The 21,624-nt window shown below is 62.8% G+C and carries 17 protein-coding genes; 6 read left to right on the top strand and 11 right to left on the bottom strand.

Features of this window, described 5'->3' with window-relative positions:
• Nucleotides 1-53 precede the first annotated feature (53 nt).
• The gene (locus AC1L34_RS04190) at nt 54-1,328 is read left to right on the top strand and encodes a flotillin family protein (RefSeq protein ID WP_424295704.1); all 1,275 of its coding nucleotides are present in this window, start codon (nt 54-56) and stop codon (nt 1,326-1,328) included.
• A 77-nt stretch (nt 1,329-1,405) separates the two neighbouring features.
• Nucleotides 1,406-2,242 (top strand): hypothetical protein, encoded by an 837-nt coding sequence (locus tag AC1L34_RS04185; protein ID WP_480035122.1) that lies wholly within the window; start codon nt 1,406-1,408, stop codon nt 2,240-2,242.
• An 83-nt stretch (nt 2,243-2,325) separates the two neighbouring features.
• Here AC1L34_RS04185 and AC1L34_RS04180 read toward each other — a convergent pair whose 3' ends face one another.
• From AC1L34_RS04180 to AC1L34_RS04160, 5 genes are all read right to left on the bottom strand, one after another.
• The gene (locus tag AC1L34_RS04180) at nt 2,326-2,673 is read right to left on the bottom strand and encodes a GNAT family N-acetyltransferase (RefSeq protein WP_424297415.1); all 348 of its coding nucleotides are present in this window, start codon (nt 2,671-2,673) and stop codon (nt 2,326-2,328) included.
• Nucleotides 2,666-3,658 (bottom strand): pirin family protein, encoded by a 993-nt coding sequence (locus AC1L34_RS04175; RefSeq protein WP_424297413.1) that lies wholly within the window; start codon nt 3,656-3,658, stop codon nt 2,666-2,668. The genes AC1L34_RS04180 and AC1L34_RS04175 overlap by 8 nt, the downstream gene beginning before the upstream one ends.
• Nucleotides 3,659-3,662: 4 nt before the next feature.
• Nucleotides 3,663-4,298: an LON peptidase substrate-binding domain-containing protein gene (locus AC1L34_RS04170; RefSeq protein WP_424297411.1), complete on the bottom strand. Its 636-nt coding sequence runs from the start codon at nt 4,296-4,298 to the stop codon at nt 3,663-3,665.
• Nucleotides 4,299-4,372: 74 nt separating this feature from the next.
• The gene (locus AC1L34_RS04165; RefSeq protein WP_424322761.1) at nt 4,373-4,777 is read right to left on the bottom strand and encodes a VOC family protein; all 405 of its coding nucleotides are present in this window, start codon (nt 4,775-4,777) and stop codon (nt 4,373-4,375) included.
• A 96-nt stretch (nt 4,778-4,873) separates the two neighbouring features.
• Nucleotides 4,874-5,557, bottom strand: a complete 684-nt coding sequence (locus tag AC1L34_RS04160) for a VOC family protein (RefSeq protein ID WP_424322760.1) — start codon at nt 5,555-5,557, stop codon at nt 4,874-4,876.
• Nucleotides 5,558-5,681: 124 nt separating this feature from the next.
• Here AC1L34_RS04160 and AC1L34_RS04155 point away from each other — a divergent pair, with 124 nt between their 5' ends.
• The gene (locus tag AC1L34_RS04155; protein WP_480035304.1) at nt 5,682-6,479 is read left to right on the top strand and encodes a crotonase/enoyl-CoA hydratase family protein; all 798 of its coding nucleotides are present in this window, start codon (nt 5,682-5,684) and stop codon (nt 6,477-6,479) included.
• A 123-nt stretch (nt 6,480-6,602) separates the two neighbouring features.
• On the opposite strand, the gene AC1L34_RS04150 is transcribed toward AC1L34_RS04155, so the two are convergent.
• Together AC1L34_RS04150 and htpG are read right to left on the bottom strand one after the other, a co-directional pair.
• Nucleotides 6,603-7,121: a nitroreductase/quinone reductase family protein gene (locus AC1L34_RS04150; protein ID WP_424294364.1), complete on the bottom strand. Its 519-nt coding sequence runs from the start codon at nt 7,119-7,121 to the stop codon at nt 6,603-6,605.
• Nucleotides 7,122-7,126: 5 nt separating this feature from the next.
• Nucleotides 7,127-8,992 carry a molecular chaperone HtpG gene (htpG, locus tag AC1L34_RS04145; RefSeq protein ID WP_480035303.1) on the bottom strand — a complete coding sequence of 622 codons (1,866 nt, stop codon included), beginning with the start codon at nt 8,990-8,992 and terminating at the stop codon, nt 7,127-7,129.
• A gap of 127 nt (nt 8,993-9,119) precedes the next feature.
• Between htpG and AC1L34_RS04140 the strand changes: the two genes are divergently transcribed.
• Nucleotides 9,120-9,875 (top strand): PIG-L family deacetylase, encoded by a 756-nt coding sequence (locus tag AC1L34_RS04140; RefSeq protein WP_424294366.1) that lies wholly within the window; start codon nt 9,120-9,122, stop codon nt 9,873-9,875.
• A gap of 103 nt (nt 9,876-9,978) precedes the next feature.
• Here AC1L34_RS04140 and recD read toward each other — a convergent pair whose 3' ends face one another.
• From recD to AC1L34_RS04120, 4 genes are read right to left on the bottom strand one after another with little or no spacing between them, the layout of a single operon-like run.
• A complete protein-coding gene (gene recD / locus AC1L34_RS04135; protein ID WP_424294367.1) occupies nt 9,979-11,895 on the bottom strand; it encodes an exodeoxyribonuclease V subunit alpha in 1,917 nt (638 codons plus the stop codon).
• Nucleotides 11,892-15,299: a UvrD-helicase domain-containing protein gene (locus AC1L34_RS04130; RefSeq protein ID WP_480035121.1), complete on the bottom strand. Its 3,408-nt coding sequence runs from the start codon at nt 15,297-15,299 to the stop codon at nt 11,892-11,894. Before AC1L34_RS04130 ends, recD begins: the two co-directional genes overlap by 4 nt.
• Nucleotides 15,296-18,697 (bottom strand): exodeoxyribonuclease V subunit gamma, encoded by a 3,402-nt coding sequence (gene recC / locus AC1L34_RS04125; protein WP_480035120.1) that lies wholly within the window; start codon nt 18,695-18,697, stop codon nt 15,296-15,298. The genes AC1L34_RS04130 and recC overlap by 4 nt, the downstream gene beginning before the upstream one ends.
• A 43-nt stretch (nt 18,698-18,740) precedes the next feature.
• A complete protein-coding gene (locus AC1L34_RS04120) occupies nt 18,741-19,172 on the bottom strand; it encodes an acyl-CoA thioesterase (protein ID WP_424294370.1) in 432 nt (143 codons plus the stop codon).
• On the opposite strand from AC1L34_RS04120, the gene AC1L34_RS04115 reads away from it, so the two are divergent.
• The gene (locus tag AC1L34_RS04115) at nt 19,171-19,962 is read left to right on the top strand and encodes a GNAT family N-acetyltransferase (protein WP_480035119.1); all 792 of its coding nucleotides are present in this window, start codon (nt 19,171-19,173) and stop codon (nt 19,960-19,962) included. The two genes, AC1L34_RS04120 and AC1L34_RS04115, sit on opposite strands and share 2 nt — an antisense overlap.
• Before the next feature lie 105 nt (nt 19,963-20,067).
• Entirely contained in the window at nt 20,068-21,606 is a 1,539-nt protein-coding gene (locus AC1L34_RS04110; protein WP_424294372.1) for an NAD(P)/FAD-dependent oxidoreductase, read from the top strand.
• Nucleotides 21,607-21,624 lie beyond the last annotated feature (18 nt).

The raw sequence follows: 21,624 nt of genomic DNA, 5'->3' as shown, positions 1-21,624 counted from the left end.
CTCCCCTGTCTTCGCACCGGTTCATGTGAACCCCAACTGAAAGGACCCTCGTTATGGGAACGATTCTTGCCACCGTGGTGGTTGTCGTGGTCCTGCTCGTCCTGCTCGTCCTGCTTCTCCTATCGCGCTACCGCGTGCCTGGCGCCGAAGAAGCTTTCATCGTGACCGGCACCGGCAAGGGCCACCAGGGCAAGGTGTACCGCGGTACCGGCACCTTCGTTCTGCCCGTGGTGCAGCGCGCCACGCGCGTGCAACTGTCGTCGGTGAAAGCCGACCTCGACACCTCAACACCGGCGAACGACGGCATCGAACTGAAGGTGCGCGGCGTCGCCGTCGTGAAGGTCGGCGACACTCCTGAAGCCATCCTCAAGGCCGGTCCCCGATTCGGTGACGATCTCAATCGGGTGAAAATGCTTGTCACCGAACAGCTTTCCGGCGAACTTCGCTCCATCGTCGGCACCATGACGGCAAAGAGCATCCTCGTCGACCGACAGCAGTTGGTTGATCAGGTCGCGCAGTCGATCAAGGAAATCCTCGGCAATCAGGGCCTGCTGCTCGACAGCTTCTCCATCAACGACGTCCAGGATTCCGACGGACAGTACTTCTCCGACCTCGCCGCACGTGAGCGCTCCGACCAGGCCGCCATCGCCGCCAAGTCGCGCGCCGAGGCCCATCGTGTCGCCGAGGAAAGCCGCATTGCCAATGAACAGGCAATCATCGAAAAGCAGCGGGAACTCGACATCGAACGCGAAGCTGCCCGCGAGGCCACAGATCGTGCGGGCGCAGAGGCAGACGCCGTGCGCCCCCTCGTCGAAGCCGAACGTCGTCGCATTCAGGTGGAGAAGGACAACGAGGTCGCCGAGCAGAACGCGCGCTTGCGTGACACGCAGCTCGACGCCGAGATCCGCCGTCCCGCCGAGGCGGAACTGTATGCCGCACGTCAGCGCGCCGAGGCCTTGAAAGCGGAGATCATCGCGGAAGCTGAAGCCAAGGCCGAAGGCATCCGCATCACCGGTAACGCCGAAGCCGAAGCCCTTGAGAAGCGTGCCGTGGCCTTGGGCAAGCTCGACAAGGTCGGCCAGCTCGAACTGGTCCTGACCAACATGCCCGCAATTGTTGCTGCCGCATCCGGCCCGCTGGCCGACGCCAACATCACGCTGGTTGGCGATTCGGTTAGCCCATTGGCTCGCGGCGCAGGCACCTCGTTGATTAGCACTATGGAATTGATTCAGGGCGCTACCGGCATCGATATCGCCGGAATGCTCACGAATAAGGCCTCCGGGGTCGTCGACCACGGTGCAGCATCGGGCCAGGATTCGACCGAGTAGTCGCTCGCTTTCGGTGGGCGGGTTAGGGTCTTTTGACAAGGTTGTCGGGCCTTAACTCGCTCATCGGAGGAACCACGTTGAACACCCGTCGTCGCGGACTGCGAACATTCATTTTCGGCATCGCCGGGGCAGTCGCGGCAGCGGTGGTCGCGACTCCGATTGCCTCGGCAGAGCCCAGTCGGTGGCAGGCGGTCAACATTTCCGATCAGTCGACGCTGGCCTACAACCAGGGCCTCGCCAGCACACCCCCGGGCACGTTGCATGGCCGCGGCTATATCTCAATCCGGCCGGAGTTGGCTCTCGACGGTTGGACGCACATTGGCGACCAAGACATTTATCGCGGCCAAACCTACGACGCCTACGAAAACTTGGACGCGGGTAGCAAGTTGTACGCCATCACGGATGCTAACGGCTTCCTGCGGCGTTACGTTCATCGCTTGACTCCCGGGGAACTCGCGAACAATTCTTTCGTCACCGTCGACCCGTCGGGCAAGTTTTTGGTCAGCGGCGAATGGAAGGTGCAGAAGCGACTGCTCGTCTTCCCCAACCCCCGCGCTCAGCGCAGCGGGAGCGACCTACCGCTGGTCGGACAGATCAACTTCGACAAGCCGTTGGAAAACGTCCAAAGTTGTGACTTCATGACCTCGACACGGCTCGTGTGCGCCGCAGACAAGCCGAAGCAGGCCGTCTACTCAATCAACTTGTCGGAGCCGCTGACGCCGACGTCCACCACGGTCTCCGGCACCGTCTCACATGAGTTCGACGTCCCTCGCCGCAGTGCCTGCGGCGGAAGCTACGAGGTCGAAGGCATTGACTACAACGTCGCTCGCCGCCTGCTGAGCGTCGCGGTGATTGATCCCAGCCCCTGCATCCTGAACACCAAGGTGTTCCGCTACACCCCCTCCTCCCGCTAGCGTTCTCGCATGATGCGTCGATTCCCGCACTATGTCAGACGTAGTGCGGGAATCGACGCATCATGCGAGAACGGTGGGGCGAGCTAGCGGGACCGCAAGAACTGCAAGACTTCCGGGGTCACCGGGTCGACGATGTCGTCGAACTCGTCGTGTTTGCTGACCCACCGCGCCACCAGCGGGCACACAGGTACCACTCGCTGGCCAGCCGTGCGGGTGTCCGCCAGCGCCTGGCTCACCAGGATTGAACTGAGTCCGCGCCCCGAGAAGCGCTCGTCAAGTTCGGTATGCGGAAAGATCCGTTGCGGACCTTTGTCGACAAACTCGGTGAAGCCCGCGAGCTCCCCGTTCACGAGAATGTCGTACCGACCCTGCTCGTCATTACGCACAACCTCGGTGCGTTCTGTTGCTTCCGTGGATGCTGAATCAGTCATTGGTTGAGGGCCTCTTTCGTGGCTTAAGTCGGGTATTTGGCAGCGGCGGCGCGGGAATCCACTCGTCCGATTCCCAGCCTCCAACAACTCCGAAACGCTCGGACCGCATTTGCCATTCCTCTCGGAAGCGGACTATCTCGTCATGGTCGCGGCCGATGAAATTCCACCACATGACGATGTCTTCTTCGAACGGTTCACCGCCGAGCAGAATCACTCGCGCAAGCGCTCCGGTCGGATTGACCAACTCCAACTTTGACGCCCCCGGGCCGACGTAGCCGAGCGAACTACGTTGGAGTTCAACGCCGTTCACCGAAAGTGCTGGAGTATCGAGCAAAGCCCCATGCTCGAAACTCGGGTCGACGTCGAGCACGACGCGAGCATTCGGCTCAATTAGAACTTCGGCGCCGAGCAGCGGCGTCGCCGTGACGATGTCAGCGGCAGATCCGGCGAGTTCACCGACAAACACTTTGATCAAGCCGGTTGCCTGACCTGACGGGTCGGTCAATTTGACGGCCTCTGGTACATAATGCTGAAAGCCGTTGTCGCCGTGCCGAGCGTGGTCGGGCAAAGCTAGCCACAACTGCACGCCGTGTAGAACATCGGCCTGCGGGGTCGATACTTCCGAATGGCTAATGCCAGCCCCCGCCGACATCAAGTTCATTTCACCCGGCAGCACCATCTCGTGTACGCCGCCACTGTCGATATGTTCAATTTCGCCTTCGAAGAGCCAACTAACCGTGGCGAGACCGGTGTGCGGATGCGGAAGCACCCGCATACCCCCGGACTCGGCGACGGGTTCTGGCCCGTAGTGATCGGCAAAGCACCAGGCTCCGATCATTGAACGATTTCGTGTTGGCAGGGTGCGTCGCACCATCATCGCGCGAAGACCACCGAGTGGCACCTCCCGCGACTCGATCACCTCCACTCCCGAAGTCGGTTCACCTACGCACGCCACTTCGACGGGTGTGGCTTCCATATTGCTCATCGAACTATCCCTCCAACCGAAATCTCAGCGCTGCGATCAAGTCGTCGAGCGCTGTCTCGATCCCTTCGACCCGCTGTGCGGTATCAAGGGCCTGTAGAACACTTTGCCGATCCGCTGGCCCCAACGGCAGGTCCGACGCGGCTCGATAAGAATCAGCTACCGGATCGCCGTCGCCGTAGGCCACTGGCATTCCCAACTGGGACGCAATCCACCGCAACTGCGGATCCTGTCGGCCGCCCTGCCCGCACAGCAGTTGTAGTTGGGCGCGTTTGGCGAGCAGTTCCGCCCAGTCCACGTCGGGCACCGGTTCGTCCGGAAAGTCGACCACTTGAGCGCGCGGGTACGGATCGTCCGGGAGCCAGTCGTCGACCCGGATTCGGGAGACCCCGTGGCAGGTCAGCGAGAACCGCCCAGGCCCCAATTGGGCGATGCGATCGACCTGAGCGACGGTCCCGACCATGGCCCGATCGTCCCCACCACCAACTTCAGATCCGCGTTCGATCAGCACCACACCGAACTGACCGCCATTTGCATCGACAGCGGAAATCATTGCCGCATAACGGGGTTCAAAAATCTTCAGGGGTAGTTCCTCCCCGGGCAACAGCACGCTGCCCAGCGGAAACATCGGCATCTCCCTCATACGAGCACCCTACCCGCGGCCCCTTTCACACACCCTGCTTCAAAGGTCACCGCAGTAAGCTGGTTCGACGACCGCTAGTCGGCGTCGCTCACCATCCAGCGAATGCCGAACTTGTCGACCAACATGCCAAAACGGTGGCCCCACGGCGCTTTCACAAACGGAACTTCGACGGTGCCGCCGACCGACAGGCCATCCCACCACTGCTGGTTCACATCAGCATCGGCATTGCTGATCGAGATTGCGATCTGGCGGGATACCGATTCGGCGGTGTCCTCCGGTGAATCCGCCGCCATCAGCACCATGTTGTCGGAGGTCGTCAAAGTGGCGTGCATTACGCGGTCAGCCGATTCCGGTGGCGTCCCCGGAACATCAGCGTAGGTACGCATTTCAATGTCTCCGCCAAAGATGTCTCGGTAGAACTCAAGGGCCGGGCGAGCCGTATTGCTGAGCATGAGGTACGGGTTCAATTGCGCTGACATTACTGACCTTTCGTCGATGGCTGGGCCTACAGATGGCCGTTCCTATCCGCGGTACCGTCACCACGGTACGACGGTGATGCTCGCGGCGCGGTAGATCTACTGTTCGATTAATAGCGTGGCGGTGCCAAGTCCCGGCTCGCGCACCGTACACACCTTGGTTCCGGGCTTTCGTCCCGTCCGCACGTCGCTGACCGCGAGTCCGGCCGCCACCAGACGTTGCTGTTCCGCCTCGATATCATCGCTCCGCCACGCCAACCCCATGACGCCGATGCCGTCGGAGGGCTCGGTCGTTCCCGCGACCACTTCGATAACCGCCGATCTGGTTCGGAAAAACAACTGCGCAACGCCCTTCCCCAAATCCTTCACGAGCCGCAAATTGATCCCCAACCGCCCGCCGAAAAGCGCTATCGCCGAATCCGCGTTGCCGACAGTCAAAACGATGTGATCGATCATCCGCGTACCGACCGCGACCCCGGCCAGTTCGGCGATCCGCAGCGGCGGGACGTCAACGAGAGTGCCATTGGCGCCAAGCGTCATGCCCCGCTTTTGCAGAAGGGTTTGACTCGCCGCAAGGTCCGCGACACCAAGGTCGATCGTCAGCGGCGCGGCGGCGTCGAGCAGACTGATCGACCCATTCGTGGCCAACCAGTGCTGACCTGCTGCCTGCCCCAGGAGAAGGTCGTACATTGTGGCGGCCTCGGTGCGGTCTGCGACCGGCAAGCTGATGTGAAGGTCGGAGATGGAGAGCGGATCGTGAATCTGAGTCACATTCGTGGTCACAGCACCATCGTGGCACAAGTGTTACCGACGGGTAAGAAGTCGCGGTAGCATCGCGGCTGTGACTCAGGAATCCGCACAGACCGCAGCCCCCGAATATCGCACGCGCGTCTACAAGGCATTTGAAGTGACCGTCGCCGACTATGTCGCCGAGGTGACGCTGATTGGCCCCAGCAAGGGAAATGCTCAGGGCCCCGATTTTTGGAGCGAAGCAGCACCGCTGTTTAACGGCCTGGACTCCGATCCCGAAGTCCGTGCCGTGGTGCTCACCGGTTCCGGAAAAAACTTCACGTTTGGCCTAGACCTCCCCGCCATGATGGGCGACTTCGCGAAGGTCTTGGCACCGGATGCCAAGGCTGGAGCTCGTACGGAGTTCCACAACATGATCAAGCACATGCAGGCTGGTATCAACGCGGTCGCCGACTGCCGCAAGCCGGTCATCGCGGCGATTGCTGGCTGGTGCATTGGCGGCGGCGTCGACTTGATCTCGGCCGCAGACATTCGCGTGGCCAGCGCCGATGCGAAGTTCAGCGTCCGCGAAGTGAAGGTCGCGATCGTCGCCGACATGGGTTCTCTTGCCCGGCTGCCGCTGATCATCGGCGACGGTCACACCCGTGATCTGGCCTTGACGGGCAAGGACATCGACGCCCGTCGCGCCGAGAAGATTGGCCTGGTCAACGACGTGTACGAGGACAAGGATGCGACGGTGGCCGCTGCCAGGGAGATTGCCGCAGAGATCGCAGGCAACGCCCCCCTCGTGGTGCAGGGGGTAATGGACGTGCTCGATCACAGTCGCAGCGCCCGCGTCGATGACAGCCTGCGCTACGTCGCCGCCTGGAACGCTGCCTTCCTGCCCAGCAACGACCTCACCGAGGCCGTCACCGCTGTCTTCGAGAAGCGCGACCCCAACTTCAAGGGCGAGTAGCCCGCTCCGCTCCTGCTGTTCCCGCATGATGCGTTGATTCCCGCACTACGTCTGACGTAGTGCGGGAATCAACGCATCATGCGAGAACGGAGCGCGGCGAGAACGGAGCAAGCGGCGCGGGGGCTAGGCCGCGGGAACGGGGGCCAAGCGGAACAGCGGAATCACTCGGTCGGTGCGCTCCTCATACATCGTGAAGTTGGGCCACACACTCAGCAACTGATCCCACGCCCGGGAGCGGTCGGTACCGTCGAGCTCCGTGGCCACCATCCGCGAGGTGACGCCATGGTAGGAGACGTCGAACGAGTCCACCGCGCGGATGTTAAATACCCACGCCGGGGTTTTGGGCCCCCCAAAAAATGATCCAGCGACCAACCAGCCGTCACCGTCCGGCGCAGTCAGCATCGTCGTCGAATGCAACACCCCGCTCTTGCGGCCCGGCACCGTGATCGTGATGCCAGGAAGCCCGGCAATCCGCAACAGGTCGACGTTCTTGTTCGACAGTCGCTGCACCACGTTGTCGACCTTCACGATCCACGGCAAGTACTTCGGTAGCCAAGTCAGCGACCCGATCAAGATCGCCAATTTAGTGATGATGCCGTGGAGATACCGAATGGGTGCCTGGTCTGTCAGCTTCTGCGCCATCCGCGTCAGCCGAGGCTCTGGGTGAGAGTTTCCGCGAGCAGCTTGGCCACCTCAGCGGGGTCTTCGAGGTCGCCGCCCTCAGCAAGGACGGCCGCCGCGTAGACGAGTTTGGCCGTCGACTCCAGGTCCGTGTGGTCGTCGGCGGTGCCAAACTTTCCGGCCAGCGCCGAAACCAACGCGTTGTCCGGGTTCAGTTCCAGGATTCGCTTCGATCGGGGCACCTCTTGGCCCGATGCCCGATATAGCTTCTCAAGTTGCGGAGTCATCGAGAAGTCATCACCGACCAGGCACGCTGCCGACTCGGTGAGACGATTCGTCAACCGAACCTCGGTCACTTCGTCGGTGAGGGTCTCGCCCATCCACGACAGCAGCGGCGCGAACTCTTCCTCGCGCTTGGACTTTGTTTCGTCGTCGGCCTCGTCGTCGGCACCGTCGAGGTCGACGACCCCCTTGGCGACCGACACAAACTTTTTGCCGTCGAAGTCCGGAATGGCCGACACCCACACTTCATCGACCGGGTCCGACAACAGCAGCACTTCAATACCCTTGGCGCGGAACGCTTCCAGGTGCGGCGATCGCTCAATCTGGGTGCGGGATTCGCCCGTCATGTAGTAAATGACGTCCTGCTCGGGCTTCATGCGGGTCACGTAGTCGGCCAAGCGAGTCGGCTCGGTCTCATTCTGGGTGGAGGCGAACACCGACGCCTTAAGGATGGCCTGCGCGTTGTCCTGATCGTTGATCAAGCCTTCCTTGAAGACGCGCCCGAAGTTGGCCCAGAAGGTCTGGTAGTCCTCGGGACGCTGCGCCTGGATCTCCTGCACGGCCGCGATGACCTTCTTGACGAGGCGACGGCGGATCGCCCGGATCTGCCGGTCCTGCTGCAGGATCTCGCGTGACACATTCAGCGACAGGTCTGCTGCGTCGACGACACCTTGCACAAACCTCAGGTAGACGGGCATCAGTTCGGCGGCGTCGTCCATGATGAACACGCGCTTAACGTAAAGGTGAATGCCCGTCGACTGCTCGGGCATAAACAGGTCGAACGGTGCTTGCGTCGGGATAAACAACAGTGCCTGGTATTCGAAGGTGCCTTCGGCGTGCACCGAAATCGTCTCGAGTGGTTCATCCCAGGCGTGCGAAACGTGGCGATAGAACTCGGCGTACTCCTCCTTCGAGACCTCGCTCGGGTTCTTCGCCCACAATGCCTTCTGCGAGTTAAGGGTTTCGTCGACCTCTTCGACGGTCGGTTCAGCGTCGCCTTCGCCAGGAACTTGCTTGGTCACCTGCATGCGGATCGGCCACGAAATAAAGTCCGAGTACTTCTTCACGAGGCCGCGCAGCACCATCTGGTTCGCATAGTCGTGAACGGCATTCTCTTCGTCCACCGGCTTCAGGTGCAAAGTGATCGACGTGCCTTGCGGCGCGTCAGCAACCTCGTCGAGGGTGTAGGTTCCGTCGCCGGTCGACTCCCAGCGTGTACCGACAGTTTCGCCCGCCTTGCGGGTGAGAAGCTCAACGCGATCGGCAACCATGAACACCGAGTAGAAACCGATACCGAACTGGCCGATCAGGTCGCTGGCGTCGGCGGCGTCGTTTTCGGCCAGCTTGCGCCGCAGTTCATCCGTACCCGACTTGGCGACGGTGCCGATCAGATCGATCACTTCGTCGCGAGTCATGCCGATTCCGTTGTCGGCGACTGTCAGCGTGCGCGCTTCACTATCGGGCGTGAGGCGAATGTGCAGGTCAGAGATATCGGCGTCGAGGTCTTTGTTCCGGAGGCCTTCCAGTCGCAGCTTGTCGACGGCGTCCGAAGAGTTCGAGATCAACTCGCGCAGGAAACTGTCCTTGTTCGAGTAGATCGAATGAACCATCAGGTCCAAAAGCTGACGTGCCTGGGCCTGAAACTCATACACCTGCGATGCCACAGAGAGACTCCTTGTCAAGAAACTGAATTCGCGCGGCTGAGTTTACCGTGAGCGCGGCGCGTAGGGTGAGGCTGTGTCAGGCATCGCTCGTGCACTATTTGTCCACGCCCACCCCGACGACGAATCGTTGTGGACCGGCGGCACCATTGCACGCCATGCTCGCCAAGGTGGTCACGTGTCGCTGGTGACGTGCACCTGGGTTCGCGGCACCGTGCGGCACAGTGAACTGTGCGATGCCGGGCGCGAATTAGGGCTCGCATCAGATCCCATCATGCTGGGCTACGCCGACAGTTTTGTTCCCGAGTCGGCACCGGGTGCGACGGCGTTCATTCTCGCGCCTTTCGACGAGCAGGTTGCCGCGCTGGTCGCTCACATTCGGGATCTCAAGCCCGACATCGTCGTCACCTACGACGCCTACGGGATGTACGGACACCCCGACCATATTCACGCTAACCGGCTGGCGTGCGCCGCAGCCGACGCGGCCTCTATTGCCCCCTACCACCCCAATCTGGGTGCGCCGTGGCAGGTCAAGTCGATGTATTTCATCACCATCCCCGAGTCGACGGTCGAAGCCTTGGCGCCGCACATGGAGTACGACACCCATCTGCCGGTTCGGGGCACTCCCGCCGACCGCATTGATGTGACGGTCGACGTGTCCGACTGCGTCGGCTGCAAAATTCGGGCAATCAGGTGTCACCAGACTGAACTGGAGCGAAGCCAGACGATGAAAGAATTCGCTGCGCTACCTTCGCCCGAGCAGCGACTCTTCCTGGGTTCCGAGGCGTACATGCGGCGAGATTTGGTGCCGGGCGGCGCCGACCTCGTCTAACGACGCCCCTTTTCTGTCACATCGGCCCACCGGCCGCCGCCGGTCCCGTCACCGATCGTGTCGTTTGGTGACGGAAAGTCCGAATTGTGACAGAAAAGGGAAGTTAGTCGGGGAGGTATTCGGTAAGAGCGGCGCGGAGGCCGGAAGCGCGTGCGACGCGGCGTTGCACTGCGGCGCGCAAAGCTTCCGGAGTGCCGATGATGTTGACCTCGTTTTCGGCGCGGGTAATCGCGGTGTAAAGCAGTTCCCGCGTGAGAAGCTCTGCGTCCGGCGGCGGCAACACCACGGTCACGGTGCCAAACTGGCTGCCTTGACTGCGGTGAATTGTCATGGCGTACACCGGGACTGCCGCCGCCAACTGGCTGGGATGCAAGGTCTTAATGTCGTCGCCTCGCTCAAAGACGGCCGCCATGCCGCCGTCTTCGGTGGTGATGACAACGCCGGAGTCACCGTTGTAGACATCCTGGGTGCGGTCGTTTGCCGTCACCAACAGCGGCTCACCCGGATACCAACCACCGGCAGCCGCACCCGTGGTCGCTGCGCCCAGGTCGTCGCTGATCCATCCGATGACCTTCCGTGACCAGCCTGCGACACCGTAGGGACCGTCGCGGTGTGCGCACAGCACGCGATGCCCGCGGAGCGCCTGCACTGCCGCCTTCGCATCTCCGGCCTCGGCACCGAGGCGCAGCGCACGCGCCCAGTCGACGGCATCGGCCCGAACCGCTTCGGCATCTTCTGGATCGATGAGCCGCACCGGATGGTCGGTCTTCGCACCGCGACCAACGAGTTCGAGCACGCGGTCGGCGTTGCCAGAATTGACCGCCTCGGCGATCTCGCCAATCCGGTCGCCGTAGCGGTGCCCGCGACGCAGCGTGATCACACCGCGGGCCAGCGCAGCCCGTTCTGCCTCATCAAAATCAGCCGACTCTAACGCTGCAGCCTGAACAAACGTCTCCGGCAGAGCACTGTGTTCACGCTCGGCCTGATCGCGGTCGACCAAGTCCGCAAGCACTGCGCCAGCCTCGACCGAAACCAATTGGTGCGGATCCCCCACCAGGATCAGTCGCGTATCGCTGCGCAGTGACTCCAGCAGCCGGCACATCATGGTGACGGGCAGCATCGAGGTCTCATCAACAACCACCACATCGAACGGCAACCTATTGCCGCTCCCCCGAACAAACGTCCCGTCTGGGCGTGAGCCCAACAGACGGTGAACGGTCACGGCCGACGGATCGGTCCGCAGAGATTGGTTGCTACGCCGATATTCACCGATCGACGTCTGCAGCTGCGCCGCCGCGCGCCCGGTGGGGGCACACAGGCCGATCCGTAAATCTCCGTCGAACAGCGATTCCATGACGGCCAGGATTCTTGCGACGGTGTACGTCTTACCCGTCCCCGGGCCACCCGCGAGGACTGTGGTCCACGACGTCGCCGCCACCGCAGCTGCCGCGCGCTGACGGTCGTAGCCGGCGGGATCGGTGGCACCGAATGCCGCGTCGAGTGCAGCTGTCAGTGTCGCGGCATCGGCGTTGGGACGCGACGTTGCGCGTTCGTCGAGGATCCGCCGAATGCTCTGCTCTTGCCGAAAGTACTTGCGCAAGTACAGCAGTGGTCCGTCGTCGGAGTACGCCAGAGCCAATGGCCGGAGCGGACCCGACGGGCACCCGGTCACCAAGTGCGACGCGCGCAGGTCGTTGACGACGGCTTCCGGAGTTGGCCACGGGAGCGGTGCGGCACCTTCGGCGTCGGCACCCGGCGACGGCAACTCGGCGAGGCTGCCGAGTTCCACGCAGGTCGAACCGCTGCGAACTGCTCGGACAGCCAGCGCCGCCGCGAGCAAGACATTCTCGCTCACGGGCGCGCCCGAGAGTTCAGCGATCCGCCGCGCCACGTGTACGTCAGCGGAGTTGAGGATGCCCGCATCGTTGAAAGGTGTCAGCAGGTCGGAGCCGAGGGCCACCTGCTGTGAGTGCGACCGTGAAGACGAACTTCTGCCGCTAGCGGATTTGGCGACAGTCACTTTGCGCTCCCCTCGTCGCACCCGGCCAAGAGATCCGACATGGCTGTAACCAGGGAAGCCGGGAGGTTCCATTGGAAAACCCCGCAACCGTCGGGGGTCTTTGGCCCAGCCATACCGCGAACGAAGTGGTACTGCACCGGCCCCAGATGCACGGCCGGCTCATAATCGGCCACCCGCCATCGCAGATACCGGTGCAGCGCAACGGAATACAGCAGTGCCTGGAGCGGATAGTGCGCGACCATCATTTCCGCAGCCATCGCTTCGGTGTCGAAATCGGTGACGGCGAGTTCGCCCGGTCGGAGCCGGTTGGTCTTGTAGTCGACCACCATGAAACGGCCCTGCGGCGTGCGCAGCACCGAGTCGATGCTGCCGGTGAGGAAGCCGCTGAATCGGTCCGACGACACTGTCCGGACCTGATCCGCGTAGGGCGCAAGGGGATCACCCGGCAGCAGATGCCGGGCCAGCAGGTCCCCAACAGCAGCAAGCCCAAATCCACCTGAGGCCGCCGAAAGTGGCAGTTCAAAATCCATTTCCGCGAGACGATTGCCGGGCTTCACACTCCACAGATCCCAGGCTGGACCGTCCATCCCGTTCAGCGGTGTCGTCAACACTCCAATCAGGGCGCGCGCCAGCACGTCGACGTCGATGTCGACGCCGCGCGCGATGGCCCCCTGGCGGCACATCTGGTGAACGTGCGCTTCCAGATCGGTCGATGACGTGTCGACGTGCTCCAGCACCTCGTGCACCAGGGTGCCAAATCCGGCACCGAACGGCAGGCCATTCATCGGCGACGGCATGCCAGCAATTTCCGTGGGCGACGCCGTCTCCACGCCGGGGCCCGCTGCTCCGATGTCGTCGGGTTCGTCGGGTCGTAAAACGTCTTCCGGCTCGCTGCCTGAGAGCACCATCGACGGCGGTGTCGGCGCCTGCGCCTGCGCATGCATCGCTGCATGCGCGTCGGCGACGATTGCCGAATACGACGTGCGACGCCAATGCTGATCGATACGGCGAGAGAAGATCGCGACGTCCAACTCCGGTGCGGCGTCCGGCAGCGACGACGGCCGCCATTCGCAGCGCGCTTCGCGACCCGCAGGTTCAACGACAATCGACTCGCCATAGGTAGCCAAGTCGCGGAGCACCGCTACCGAATCGTGGTCAGACTCAGGGATCGGCACCGTCTCAGGAATCGGCGTGACGACTCCCGCGCGGGCACTGATTCGACGATCGGCGGCAGTGAACAGGAGGCGATGCAGAGCCCCGCGCGCAGTCGTCGTACTCGGGGCCCACCACAGAACCACCTGACTGCGGGCCCGAGTCGCCGCCACATATAGCAGTCGGAGGTCTTCGCCCGCACTTTCGGCGCGTGCTTGCCGGTCGCGGCGCGCATAGCCGCGGGCTTTCTTGCCACCGACATCGAGGAAGCGCTGATCGCCATCGTGGAACAGGAACGTCGCCGGGTTGGGGTGGCTCACGCCGTCCCAACCGAACGGCACGTACACGATGGGGAACTCGAGTCCTTTTGACGCATGGACGGTCATGATCTGCACCGCTTCGGTGTCCCGATCCAAACGTCGGGTGGCGTCGCGTTGCTGCCCCCACGAGGCACCGTCGTCGATCTGGTTGCCGAGCCAATCCACCAGCGACGCCAAGCCTGCCGCATTCTCAGCGGTGTGCCGGTTGCACAGTTCGGATAGCTGCAGGATGTCCGTCAGCAGTCGTTCACCGTCCGCCATCTCGAGAAGCCTTGCTGCCGTGGAGAACTCGGAAAAAAGGCGAGCTGACATTGCGGCAAACCCGCCGTCATCGAAGACTCGTCCGAGTTCGGCGAACTGCCCGGCGAGAGTGCCGACGCCCGTCTCGCCCTGATGTTCCAACGTTTGTGCCGACAGTCCAACGATCGGGGTCAGCGCGGCGAGACGCACGCGCGGCTGACGCGACGGGCTTTCGATTGCCGTCAGCACATACCACCAGAATCGTGCGGCTGGCGTGGCGAAGATCGATGTTCCGGATGTCACGACCGAGGCGACTCCGCGGTCTGCCAGCGCCCGTTGGAGTGGTGCAATAGTCCGGTTGGCGCGCAGCAGAACCGCAATATCACCGGGTTTTACAGGTCTGGTTTCGCCGTCGTCGAGGGTGACTGTGGTGCTGGCGAGGACTCCCGCGATGTCGTTGGCGACATCCTCGGTCACGAAGTCGCGTACTTGGCGCACCAGTGGGGTCGTACCGTCCTGCGTCTTCTGGCTGAAGTCGCGTTTCGTGAAGGCGCGAATGCGGACTGCCGGCGCACCACGCAGTCGCGAACCGGGCCGGTTGGCGGTGACCGGGCGGTACGCGATCTGCGGATTGCCCAGGGTCGCGGCGTCGAACAGCACGCCGACACCGTCGACGACCGCTTGGTCCGAGCGCCAGTTCACGGTGAGACGACGCTGCTCCCCCGCTGTCTGAACCGCGTTGAGATAGCTCAGGACCTCCGCGCCGCGAAAGGCGTAGATCGATTGTTTGGGGTCGCCTACCAACACCAGAGGTAAGTGGCCATCAAAACACCGACGAACGATCGCCCACTGCTGGGGGTCGGTGTCTTGAAACTCATCGATGAGGACCACGTCGTACTGCAGCCGGATCCGGCGGCAGGCCTCGTCGCCGATGAGGTCGTCGGTGACGATCTCGTACAGCGATTGCTGCAGGTCATCGTAGGTGCGGACGCGTGCGAGCCGCTTCCGCAATGCGGTGTGTTTGCGGGCTTGCTCCGCGATCCACACGCGAACGTCGGAATCGTCGCTGCGTTCGTCATCGCGTACGGGTGCCAGGAGGGCAGCCGGGTCGCGGACCGCCTTGATCGCGATTTCCTCAGCATCGGCGAAGTCGGGCGCCGAATCGGGATCGCCAGCGAACCGCGCCAGGTACGCATCACGGGCGAGCTCGGCAACCATCTCGTCGACATTTTCTAGGATTGGAAACTGCTGCTGGCGTCCCCCGAGGAAGCCCAGCGCGGCGAGCATTCGATTACAGAAAGTGTGTGTCGTCGCCATGGTTGCCGCGTCGAAATCGGAGAGGGCATCGGCGAGTCTGTCACGGCGAACTTGTACCTCCGCGTCATCAACTTCAGCGAGAAACGCCACCAATGTGTCCGACGACTGCCGAGCACTCACCGGATCGGCGAGATCCGCAACACATTGGGTGAGGCGCGAGTGGGTTCGGTCGCGAAGTTCGGCCGACGCGGCGTTGGAGAATGTCGCCATCAGCAGGTTTGAGATGGGCACGCCCTCGGCTAGGTAGCGCACAGCCAGCGCGACCATCGCATAGGTTTTGCCGGTGCCCGCACTCGCCTCCAGCACCAGGGTGTCCTGAGGCAGCGGTGCGGTCAGGTCGAAGGCGGCAGCATGATCGGTGCCGGTGGCGGTCATCGATCCTCCTCGTGCGAGCGCAGCGGTCCGAACAGGATGGTGGCGAGCCTCACGTACATGTTCGTCGTCTCGTCGCCGGGCAGCGTGTCCGCCACTTCCGCCAACTGGGTGAGGTTCGGGACGGCGTTAATGAGCACGTCAAAGCCCACGTCCGCGTCCGGGTCGCCGTGGAACACCAGTCCCGCATACCGGTTGGCGTCCGAATACGACTTGCCGTAGGTAAACCGGGCACGCCGCAAGGCTTTGAAGTCTGAATCGGTCCGCAGAAACTCCGAGGCAGCGGCTTCCGCGGCATCAAGAGTGAGGCCGATCGGTGCCGAAAGCCCTACGTCGCGAATCGCGACGAGCGCGGTCAGGATATCGGCGGCATTGTCTGGCGCTCGCAGGCGGCTCACTTTGGCCGACGGGTAGCGGCCCGATGCGCTACCGATGATGATCGCCTCGGACGCCGGGTTGTCCGAGCCCGCCGCCATGGCCAGGAGTCGAATCCACGCCGCCAGTCGATGCTTTGGCGCCAATCGTGAATAGCTGACCGGAACCAGTCGCCGGGAAAACACATCCCCTACCGTGCCGTACAGTCTGCGGCCCTCGGGAAGTCGAACACGGACGTCGATGGCATCGGCCGAATCGCTGCGGTATCCCTCCGCTGCGGTCGCCACGGCACGGGCCTTGTCGCGTATCGGGGCAAACTCGCGTGCGCCAAAGGCAAACGGCGGCAGGGTGCCTCGACGAAGCTCGGCACCCTGCGCGGCAGTTCCATCCGCGCCGTTGAGGAGGGCAGTCAGATAACGATTGCCAACGCCCCATTTCTCCAGTCCGTCGAGACTGACCGCCAGTTCATCACTGTGCGCATCTGCGGCGTCGGGCAGCCCGACGCCGAGTCGCTGGCGTGCGTAGCCCTCCACAGGTGCGGCGAAGAACGAGATCAAGTCGTCCAGATCGACGTCTCCGGTGACGTCGACGCGAGAGAGTTTCTCATCGGCGATGACCGGCGGTGGCCGCCCCCGATCCCCGGATCGGGTGAGCACGCTCAACGAGCGCGCGGCGGGAAGAAGGTCGCGGTCGAAGCTGAACGGTACAGATCCCGGTACGGCGCTGTCGTCGTGGGCGAAGTTCTGTTCGTCGAAGGCATGCAAGCTGTGTCGGTGCAGCACTGGGACCGGTTGCCCCGGCGCGATTCCCAGGGTGTTGCGAACTGCATCGAGGAGTTCGGAGACCACCACTGCTGGCGGCGTCTGGGCCCCGGTCAACGGGTTGGCACCCGAGTAGAACACCAACAGATTCTCGGTGGCGGCACCAATGGCATCAAGGAAGGTCTGACGATCTTCGTCGCGCACGTTGCGCTCCCCAACCATCGGCGCCACCTGCAGAATGTCATCGCCGTCGATTGCAGACGAGCGGGGGAATGCCCCGCTGTCCATCCCGAGGACAACGATCACCCGATGCGGTACCGAACGCATTGGCACCATTGAGCAGACGGTGAGTTCGCCGGTGCAAAAGTTTGATCTCGTGGGTCGTGCCTGAACCAGCTGCGACATCAGGTCCCGAAGGTCGCCAAGCTCCAACTCGGACGGTTCCGCGCCCTCGGGAACGGTGAGTGTTTCGGTGACCATGCCGACCGCCTGTGCCCGCTGCCACTCGGTGTCCGAGGTGGTGTCGGTGAGAAGGTCGACGATTTCCAGGAGCAGGGATGACCACTCGGGTGCACTGTGCCGTTGCGAGACCCGCTGAAGGAGGGACGCTGTCCGCTGAGCAAATTCCGCGAATCGACCTGCGAGGTCGGTGTCGGTGGAGTCGATTCCCGATAGTGGCAATGCTGTTGCAAGCCATTCATTCTCGGCCTCTTCCGCGACCACCCCGAGCAGAATTCGGTCGAGACCGCTCTGGACGGTGCCCTGGGGGAATCCCCCGAGCCCGAACCGTGTGCGTCCAGCATCGTCGATGCCCCACCGAATACCCGAACGCTGCACCCACCCGGTTATCGCGTCGATGTCCTCGACGGAGAAATTGAAACGGTGCCGGACCGGTTCGGCACTGACAAGGTCCAGCAGGTCCCCCGCCCGCACGCGACCTGCCGCCAGGTCCAGAATTCGGGCGACGACATCGAGGACAGCGTTCTGGGAACGGAGTCCTCGGTCAGCGAGCCGCACTCGAAGCGAAAAGGCGGGATGGTCGCGACCGAGGCCCGACTGCCCGAAGACACCGCCGATGAGCGGTGCAAAGGTCTCCACATCCGGGCACATGATGAGGACATCACGTGGTTCCAGGGTGGGGTCGGCGTTGAACAGATGCAGGAGTCGATCGCGGAGCACTTCCACCTGACGACCCGCACCGTGACATGCATGCACTTCGACGCTGCCGTCGGAACCACTGAGTTCCGTCAATGCCACGGCCGGCCCGGGGTCGTCCCGACGGATGCCGTCCTGGAGCGCAGTCAAGACGGTGGCGGCCTCGGCCGGTCCAGTCTGGAGGTGCCGACTGCGATCGGCACCGGCCAAATGTGTTGGGAGGAGGACTTCCTGGAGTTCTTGCACGTCGCGGGACAGGCTCGCCAGTAACGGGTGAGATAGCCGCGGAGCCAGACGTTGCGTGCGCCGCCGGATTGGCGTGGCGGGCGCACCGCTCGCTACCTGGTTCCACAGGGCGGGCGATGGGTGCGGCAAGTACAGCGACACTTCTCGCTGGTTGGCAAGCGAATGCAGAACCGTAAACAGGGTCTGCGGGATGCGGGTGGGGCCAAAAAGAGCGAACCGGGACGGCAAGTCGACGGCGCTGGCATTGTCGCGGAGCCGCTCGGTGACAGCCGGAAGATCCTCGGCAAGGTGTGGATGCCCCACTTCCTCACGGACGAGGCGCCACAACCACGGCTGCCAAGCGAGGTGCTCAGCCAATTCACCGCCGGCACCGTCGGTATCAAGGCCGCGCGACCATTCGGCGATCATTGTCGGACGTTGCCAGCCGTACGAACTGAAGAGGCCGGCGATCGTGGATGCCGTCGAGAGCCGACGCCCACCGCCAACGCTGTCACGCTGCAGATGCATGGCCAGGACAGCGAGCGCAGGGTCGTCGATATTGGCGTCGAGGACACGCAAAACTGGCCACCGAAGCTGGTCGGAGAACCAGCTCTCCGCGGCATCTGGGTCAGTAGTGATCCCAGCGAGCACTTGTCGGAGTAGCACCTGTGGCGAGTCGAAGGAGATATTGGCGGCGATTCCGTCATCCGCTGTGGCACCGGTCCCGATCCGCAGCGCTAACTGCTGTCGGAGCCATCGTTCCACTCCCCGTTCAGGTACGGCGACAATCTCCGTCTGCATGGGGTCGGCCAGCGGCATCCGAAGTGACTCCGCGAGCGCGTCGACCAAGGCACCCGACTGTTCGGCACGGTTAACGATGAGCATCGTGGCGTCCCCCTCGATCCAGGTTTCTACTCGTGCGTGCCGATCATCGACGTCGCCGGAACTCCACTTCCGGTCCCATTTGGTTTTCTAGGTAGCGACGTGCGGCCTCCGCGATAACTACGGGTTGTCCGGTGGCGGGATCGACCACGGCGCAGGTGGTTTCAGCGAGTGCGCACGTTTCGCCTTCGGCAGACTTGATGCGGTAGCCAAAATCGAACGACTTGGTTCCCATTCTCGATACCCAGATTTCTACGAGCGCGGAATCAGGGCTGTACAGCAATGGCGTAACGAACTCGATCTCTTGCCGAGCAATGAGCATCGAGAACTCGCGATCGGCAGCGGTGAACCAATCGCGCATGGCGCGCACGCGGGCTTCTTCAACAATGCGTGCGTAATGCACATTGTTGATGTGGTTAAGGGGATCCATGTCGCCCCAGCGCAATTGGATCTCGACCACATACGGTGTTTCGGACATGGCTGCACCATATCGCCCGGGTCTGACATTCCCGATCGCCGGGACCCACACACCGCCGTTCACCAGTTCACCCCAAGCTCCGCCCGTCGCCTCGCCGAAGCTGAGCAAGTCCTGGCAGATTGTCAGGGGTCGCCGATACACTCGCCGAGTGGACATCGGCACCAGACGACTTCGGCTTCGACCGGTAGCTGTTGACGATGCCAATTTGCTTCAACGGCTCGATTCCGACCGCGAAGTAATGCGGTTTGTGAGCGGCGGTGAGCCCACGCCCCAGTCAACGATCGTCGACTGGGTGATTCCCCGCTCGCAGGCACAATTCCGCGACCACGACACCGGCCTTTGGGTCGCGTTCGACCGTCGCTCCGATCAGTTTGCCGGCTGGGTGTGGCTTCGACTCCCCCGGCATTCGGCACTGATCGAACTCGAACTCAGCTACCGTCTGCAACGCTCGTCATGGCACCGCGGACTGGCTACCGAGGCGGCTTCGGCCCTCATGGCCTTCGCGTTCACCGCCACCGACACCGAACGCATCTTTGCGAGCACCCACCCCGACAACATCCGCTCGCAGCGGGTGATGCAGAAGCTAGGCATGCGACTGGCTACCGAGCATCTCCGGCGCGAACAATTCGACGACGGCTTCACCGGTAGCGAGGTGGAATACGAGGTCTTGCGTGCCAATTGGCGCCGCAATCGAGGCCCATCGCATGCACTCCCTCAGGAAGCGGGCCGAAAGCACCCGCCGCCGGGACGGCATCGACTGCGACCCGGCACCGCCGGGATGACCGCGTAACGCTGGCGTACTACCGTTGGCACAGAAGTTCCCATTGCAGCATTTTCGACACCGAACCAACCCACGAGGCTTTTGCCACATGAACGAGCACCCAGGAGCGCATCCATGACCAGCAGCCCTGCCACCAGCTTGCGGCGTCGCCGCCAGGTAGTGATCATCGGCTCGGGTTTCGGCGGACTTTTTGCGGCGCAGCGTCTCAAGAAGGCAGACGTTGACATCACGCTGATCGCAAAGACCACCCATCACCTGTTTCAACCGATGCTCTACCAAGTGGCCACCGGGATCGTTGCCGAGGGTGAAATCGCTCCGGCCACGCGCGTAATTTTGCGAAAGCAGAAGAACGCTCGCGTTCTCCTCGGTGAGGTATTCGACATCGATGTGAAGACCCAGACGGTTCGCTCCCAGTTGCTCGAGCGCGTCACCGAAACGTACTACGACGACCTCATCGTGGCCGCCGGTGCCGACCAGTCGTACTTCGGCAACGACCGCTTCGCCGAGTACGCGCCCGGAATGAAGACCATCGACCATGCCCTCGAGTTGCGCGGCCGCATCATCGGCGCGTTTGAACAGGCCGAACTATCGAACGATCCGGCCGAGCAGCGCAAATTGCTGACTTTCGTCGTCATCGGCGCAGGTCCGACCGGCGTGGAGTTGGCTGGCCAAATCGCCGAGATGAGCGCCAAGACGTTGGAAGGATCCTTCCGGAACATTGATCCCGCCGACGCCAATGTCATCTTGCTCGACGCCGCGTCGGCCGTGTTGGGCCCGTTCGGTCCCAAATTGGGCCAGAAGGCCAAACAACGCCTCGAAGGCATGGGGATCGACGTTCAGCTTGGCGCGATGGTCACCGACCTCGATTACGATAGCCTCACGGTCAAGGACAAAGACGGCAGCACGCGTCGGATCTTGAGCCAATGCAAGGTGTGGTCGGCTGGCGTGCAGGCATCCTCGCTTAGCAAGGTTCTCAACGATCAGACCGGAGTGGAACTCGACCGGGCGGGTCGCGTCAAGGTGGGCCCCGATCTGGCGATTCCCGGCTACCCGAATATCTTCGTTGTCGGCGACATGATGGCCGTCGAGAATGTGCCTGGCGTGGCACAGGGCGCAATCCAAGGTGGCAGGTACGCAGCCGACGCGATCCTCGCCGAGATTCGTAAGGGCCAGACACCCGAGCAACGCAAGCCGTTCAGCTACTTCGATAAGGGTTCGATGGCGACGGTGTCCCGGTTCAGCGCCGTCATGCAGGTGCCGATTCCCGGTACCAAACGGAAGTTCGAGACCGAAGGGTACATCGCGTGGCTCGGCTGGCTCGCCCTGCACCTGGTGTACATGGTGGGCTTCCGCAATCGCCTCAACACCTTCATCAACTGGTTCTTTGCGTTCTCCTCGCGTGGCCGCACCCAACTCGCGGTGACCGAGCAGCAGGTCTATGCGCGGTCCGCCCTGACAGAGTTGTCGTATGTGGACCGCCTGCGCCTGGCGGATGCGGCGCGAGCGGAAGCTGCCGCCGCACAGGCTCAGGCTAAAGAGGCCGCGGATACCCAGCACGCCGCGGCCAAGGCAGCAAAGGCCACAACCACCGATGAGATCGTCATCGACGAAGCTCTGGTGGAAGAAAAGGTCCTGAAAGAGTCGACGGACTAGCCTTCGGCGCACATCAGC

The organism is Gordonia sp. 34D, from assembly GCF_056682775.1.
Note: the sequence above shows the minus strand (reverse complement) of the source record. Positions and strands in the feature narration are given on the sequence as shown.

Bases quoted from the DNA above. Each gene is read 5' to 3' on its own strand.
- AC1L34_RS04190 (WP_424295704.1), top strand. From the start codon at position 54: ATGGGAACGATTCTTGCCACCGTGGTGGTTGTCGTGGTCCTGCTCGTC.
- AC1L34_RS04180 (WP_424297415.1), bottom strand. From the start codon at position 2,673: ATGACTGATTCAGCATCCACGGAAGCAACAGAACGCACCGAGGTTGTG.
- AC1L34_RS04175 (WP_424297413.1), bottom strand. From the start codon at position 3,658: ATGAGCAATATGGAAGCCACACCCGTCGAAGTGGCGTGCGTAGGTGAA.
- AC1L34_RS04170 (WP_424297411.1), bottom strand. From the start codon at position 4,298: ATGAGGGAGATGCCGATGTTTCCGCTGGGCAGCGTGCTGTTGCCCGGG.
- AC1L34_RS04165 (WP_424322761.1), bottom strand. From the start codon at position 4,777: ATGTCAGCGCAATTGAACCCGTACCTCATGCTCAGCAATACGGCTCGC.
- AC1L34_RS04150 (WP_424294364.1), bottom strand. From the start codon at position 7,121: ATGGCGCAGAAGCTGACAGACCAGGCACCCATTCGGTATCTCCACGGC.
- htpG (WP_480035303.1), bottom strand. From the start codon at position 8,992: ATGGTTCATTCGATCTACTCGAACAAGGACAGTTTCCTGCGCGAGTTG.
- AC1L34_RS04130 (WP_480035121.1), bottom strand. From the start codon at position 15,299: ATGACCGCCACCGGCACCGATCATGCTGCCGCCTTCGACCTGACCGCA.
- recC (WP_480035120.1), bottom strand. From the start codon at position 18,697: ATGCTCATCGTTAACCGTGCCGAACAGTCGGGTGCCTTGGTCGACGCG.
- AC1L34_RS04115 (WP_480035119.1), top strand. From the start codon at position 19,171: ATGGCTGCACCATATCGCCCGGGTCTGACATTCCCGATCGCCGGGACC.
- AC1L34_RS04120 (WP_424294370.1), bottom strand. From the start codon at position 19,172: ATGTCCGAAACACCGTATGTGGTCGAGATCCAATTGCGCTGGGGCGAC.
- AC1L34_RS04110 (WP_424294372.1), top strand. From the start codon at position 20,068: ATGACCAGCAGCCCTGCCACCAGCTTGCGGCGTCGCCGCCAGGTAGTG.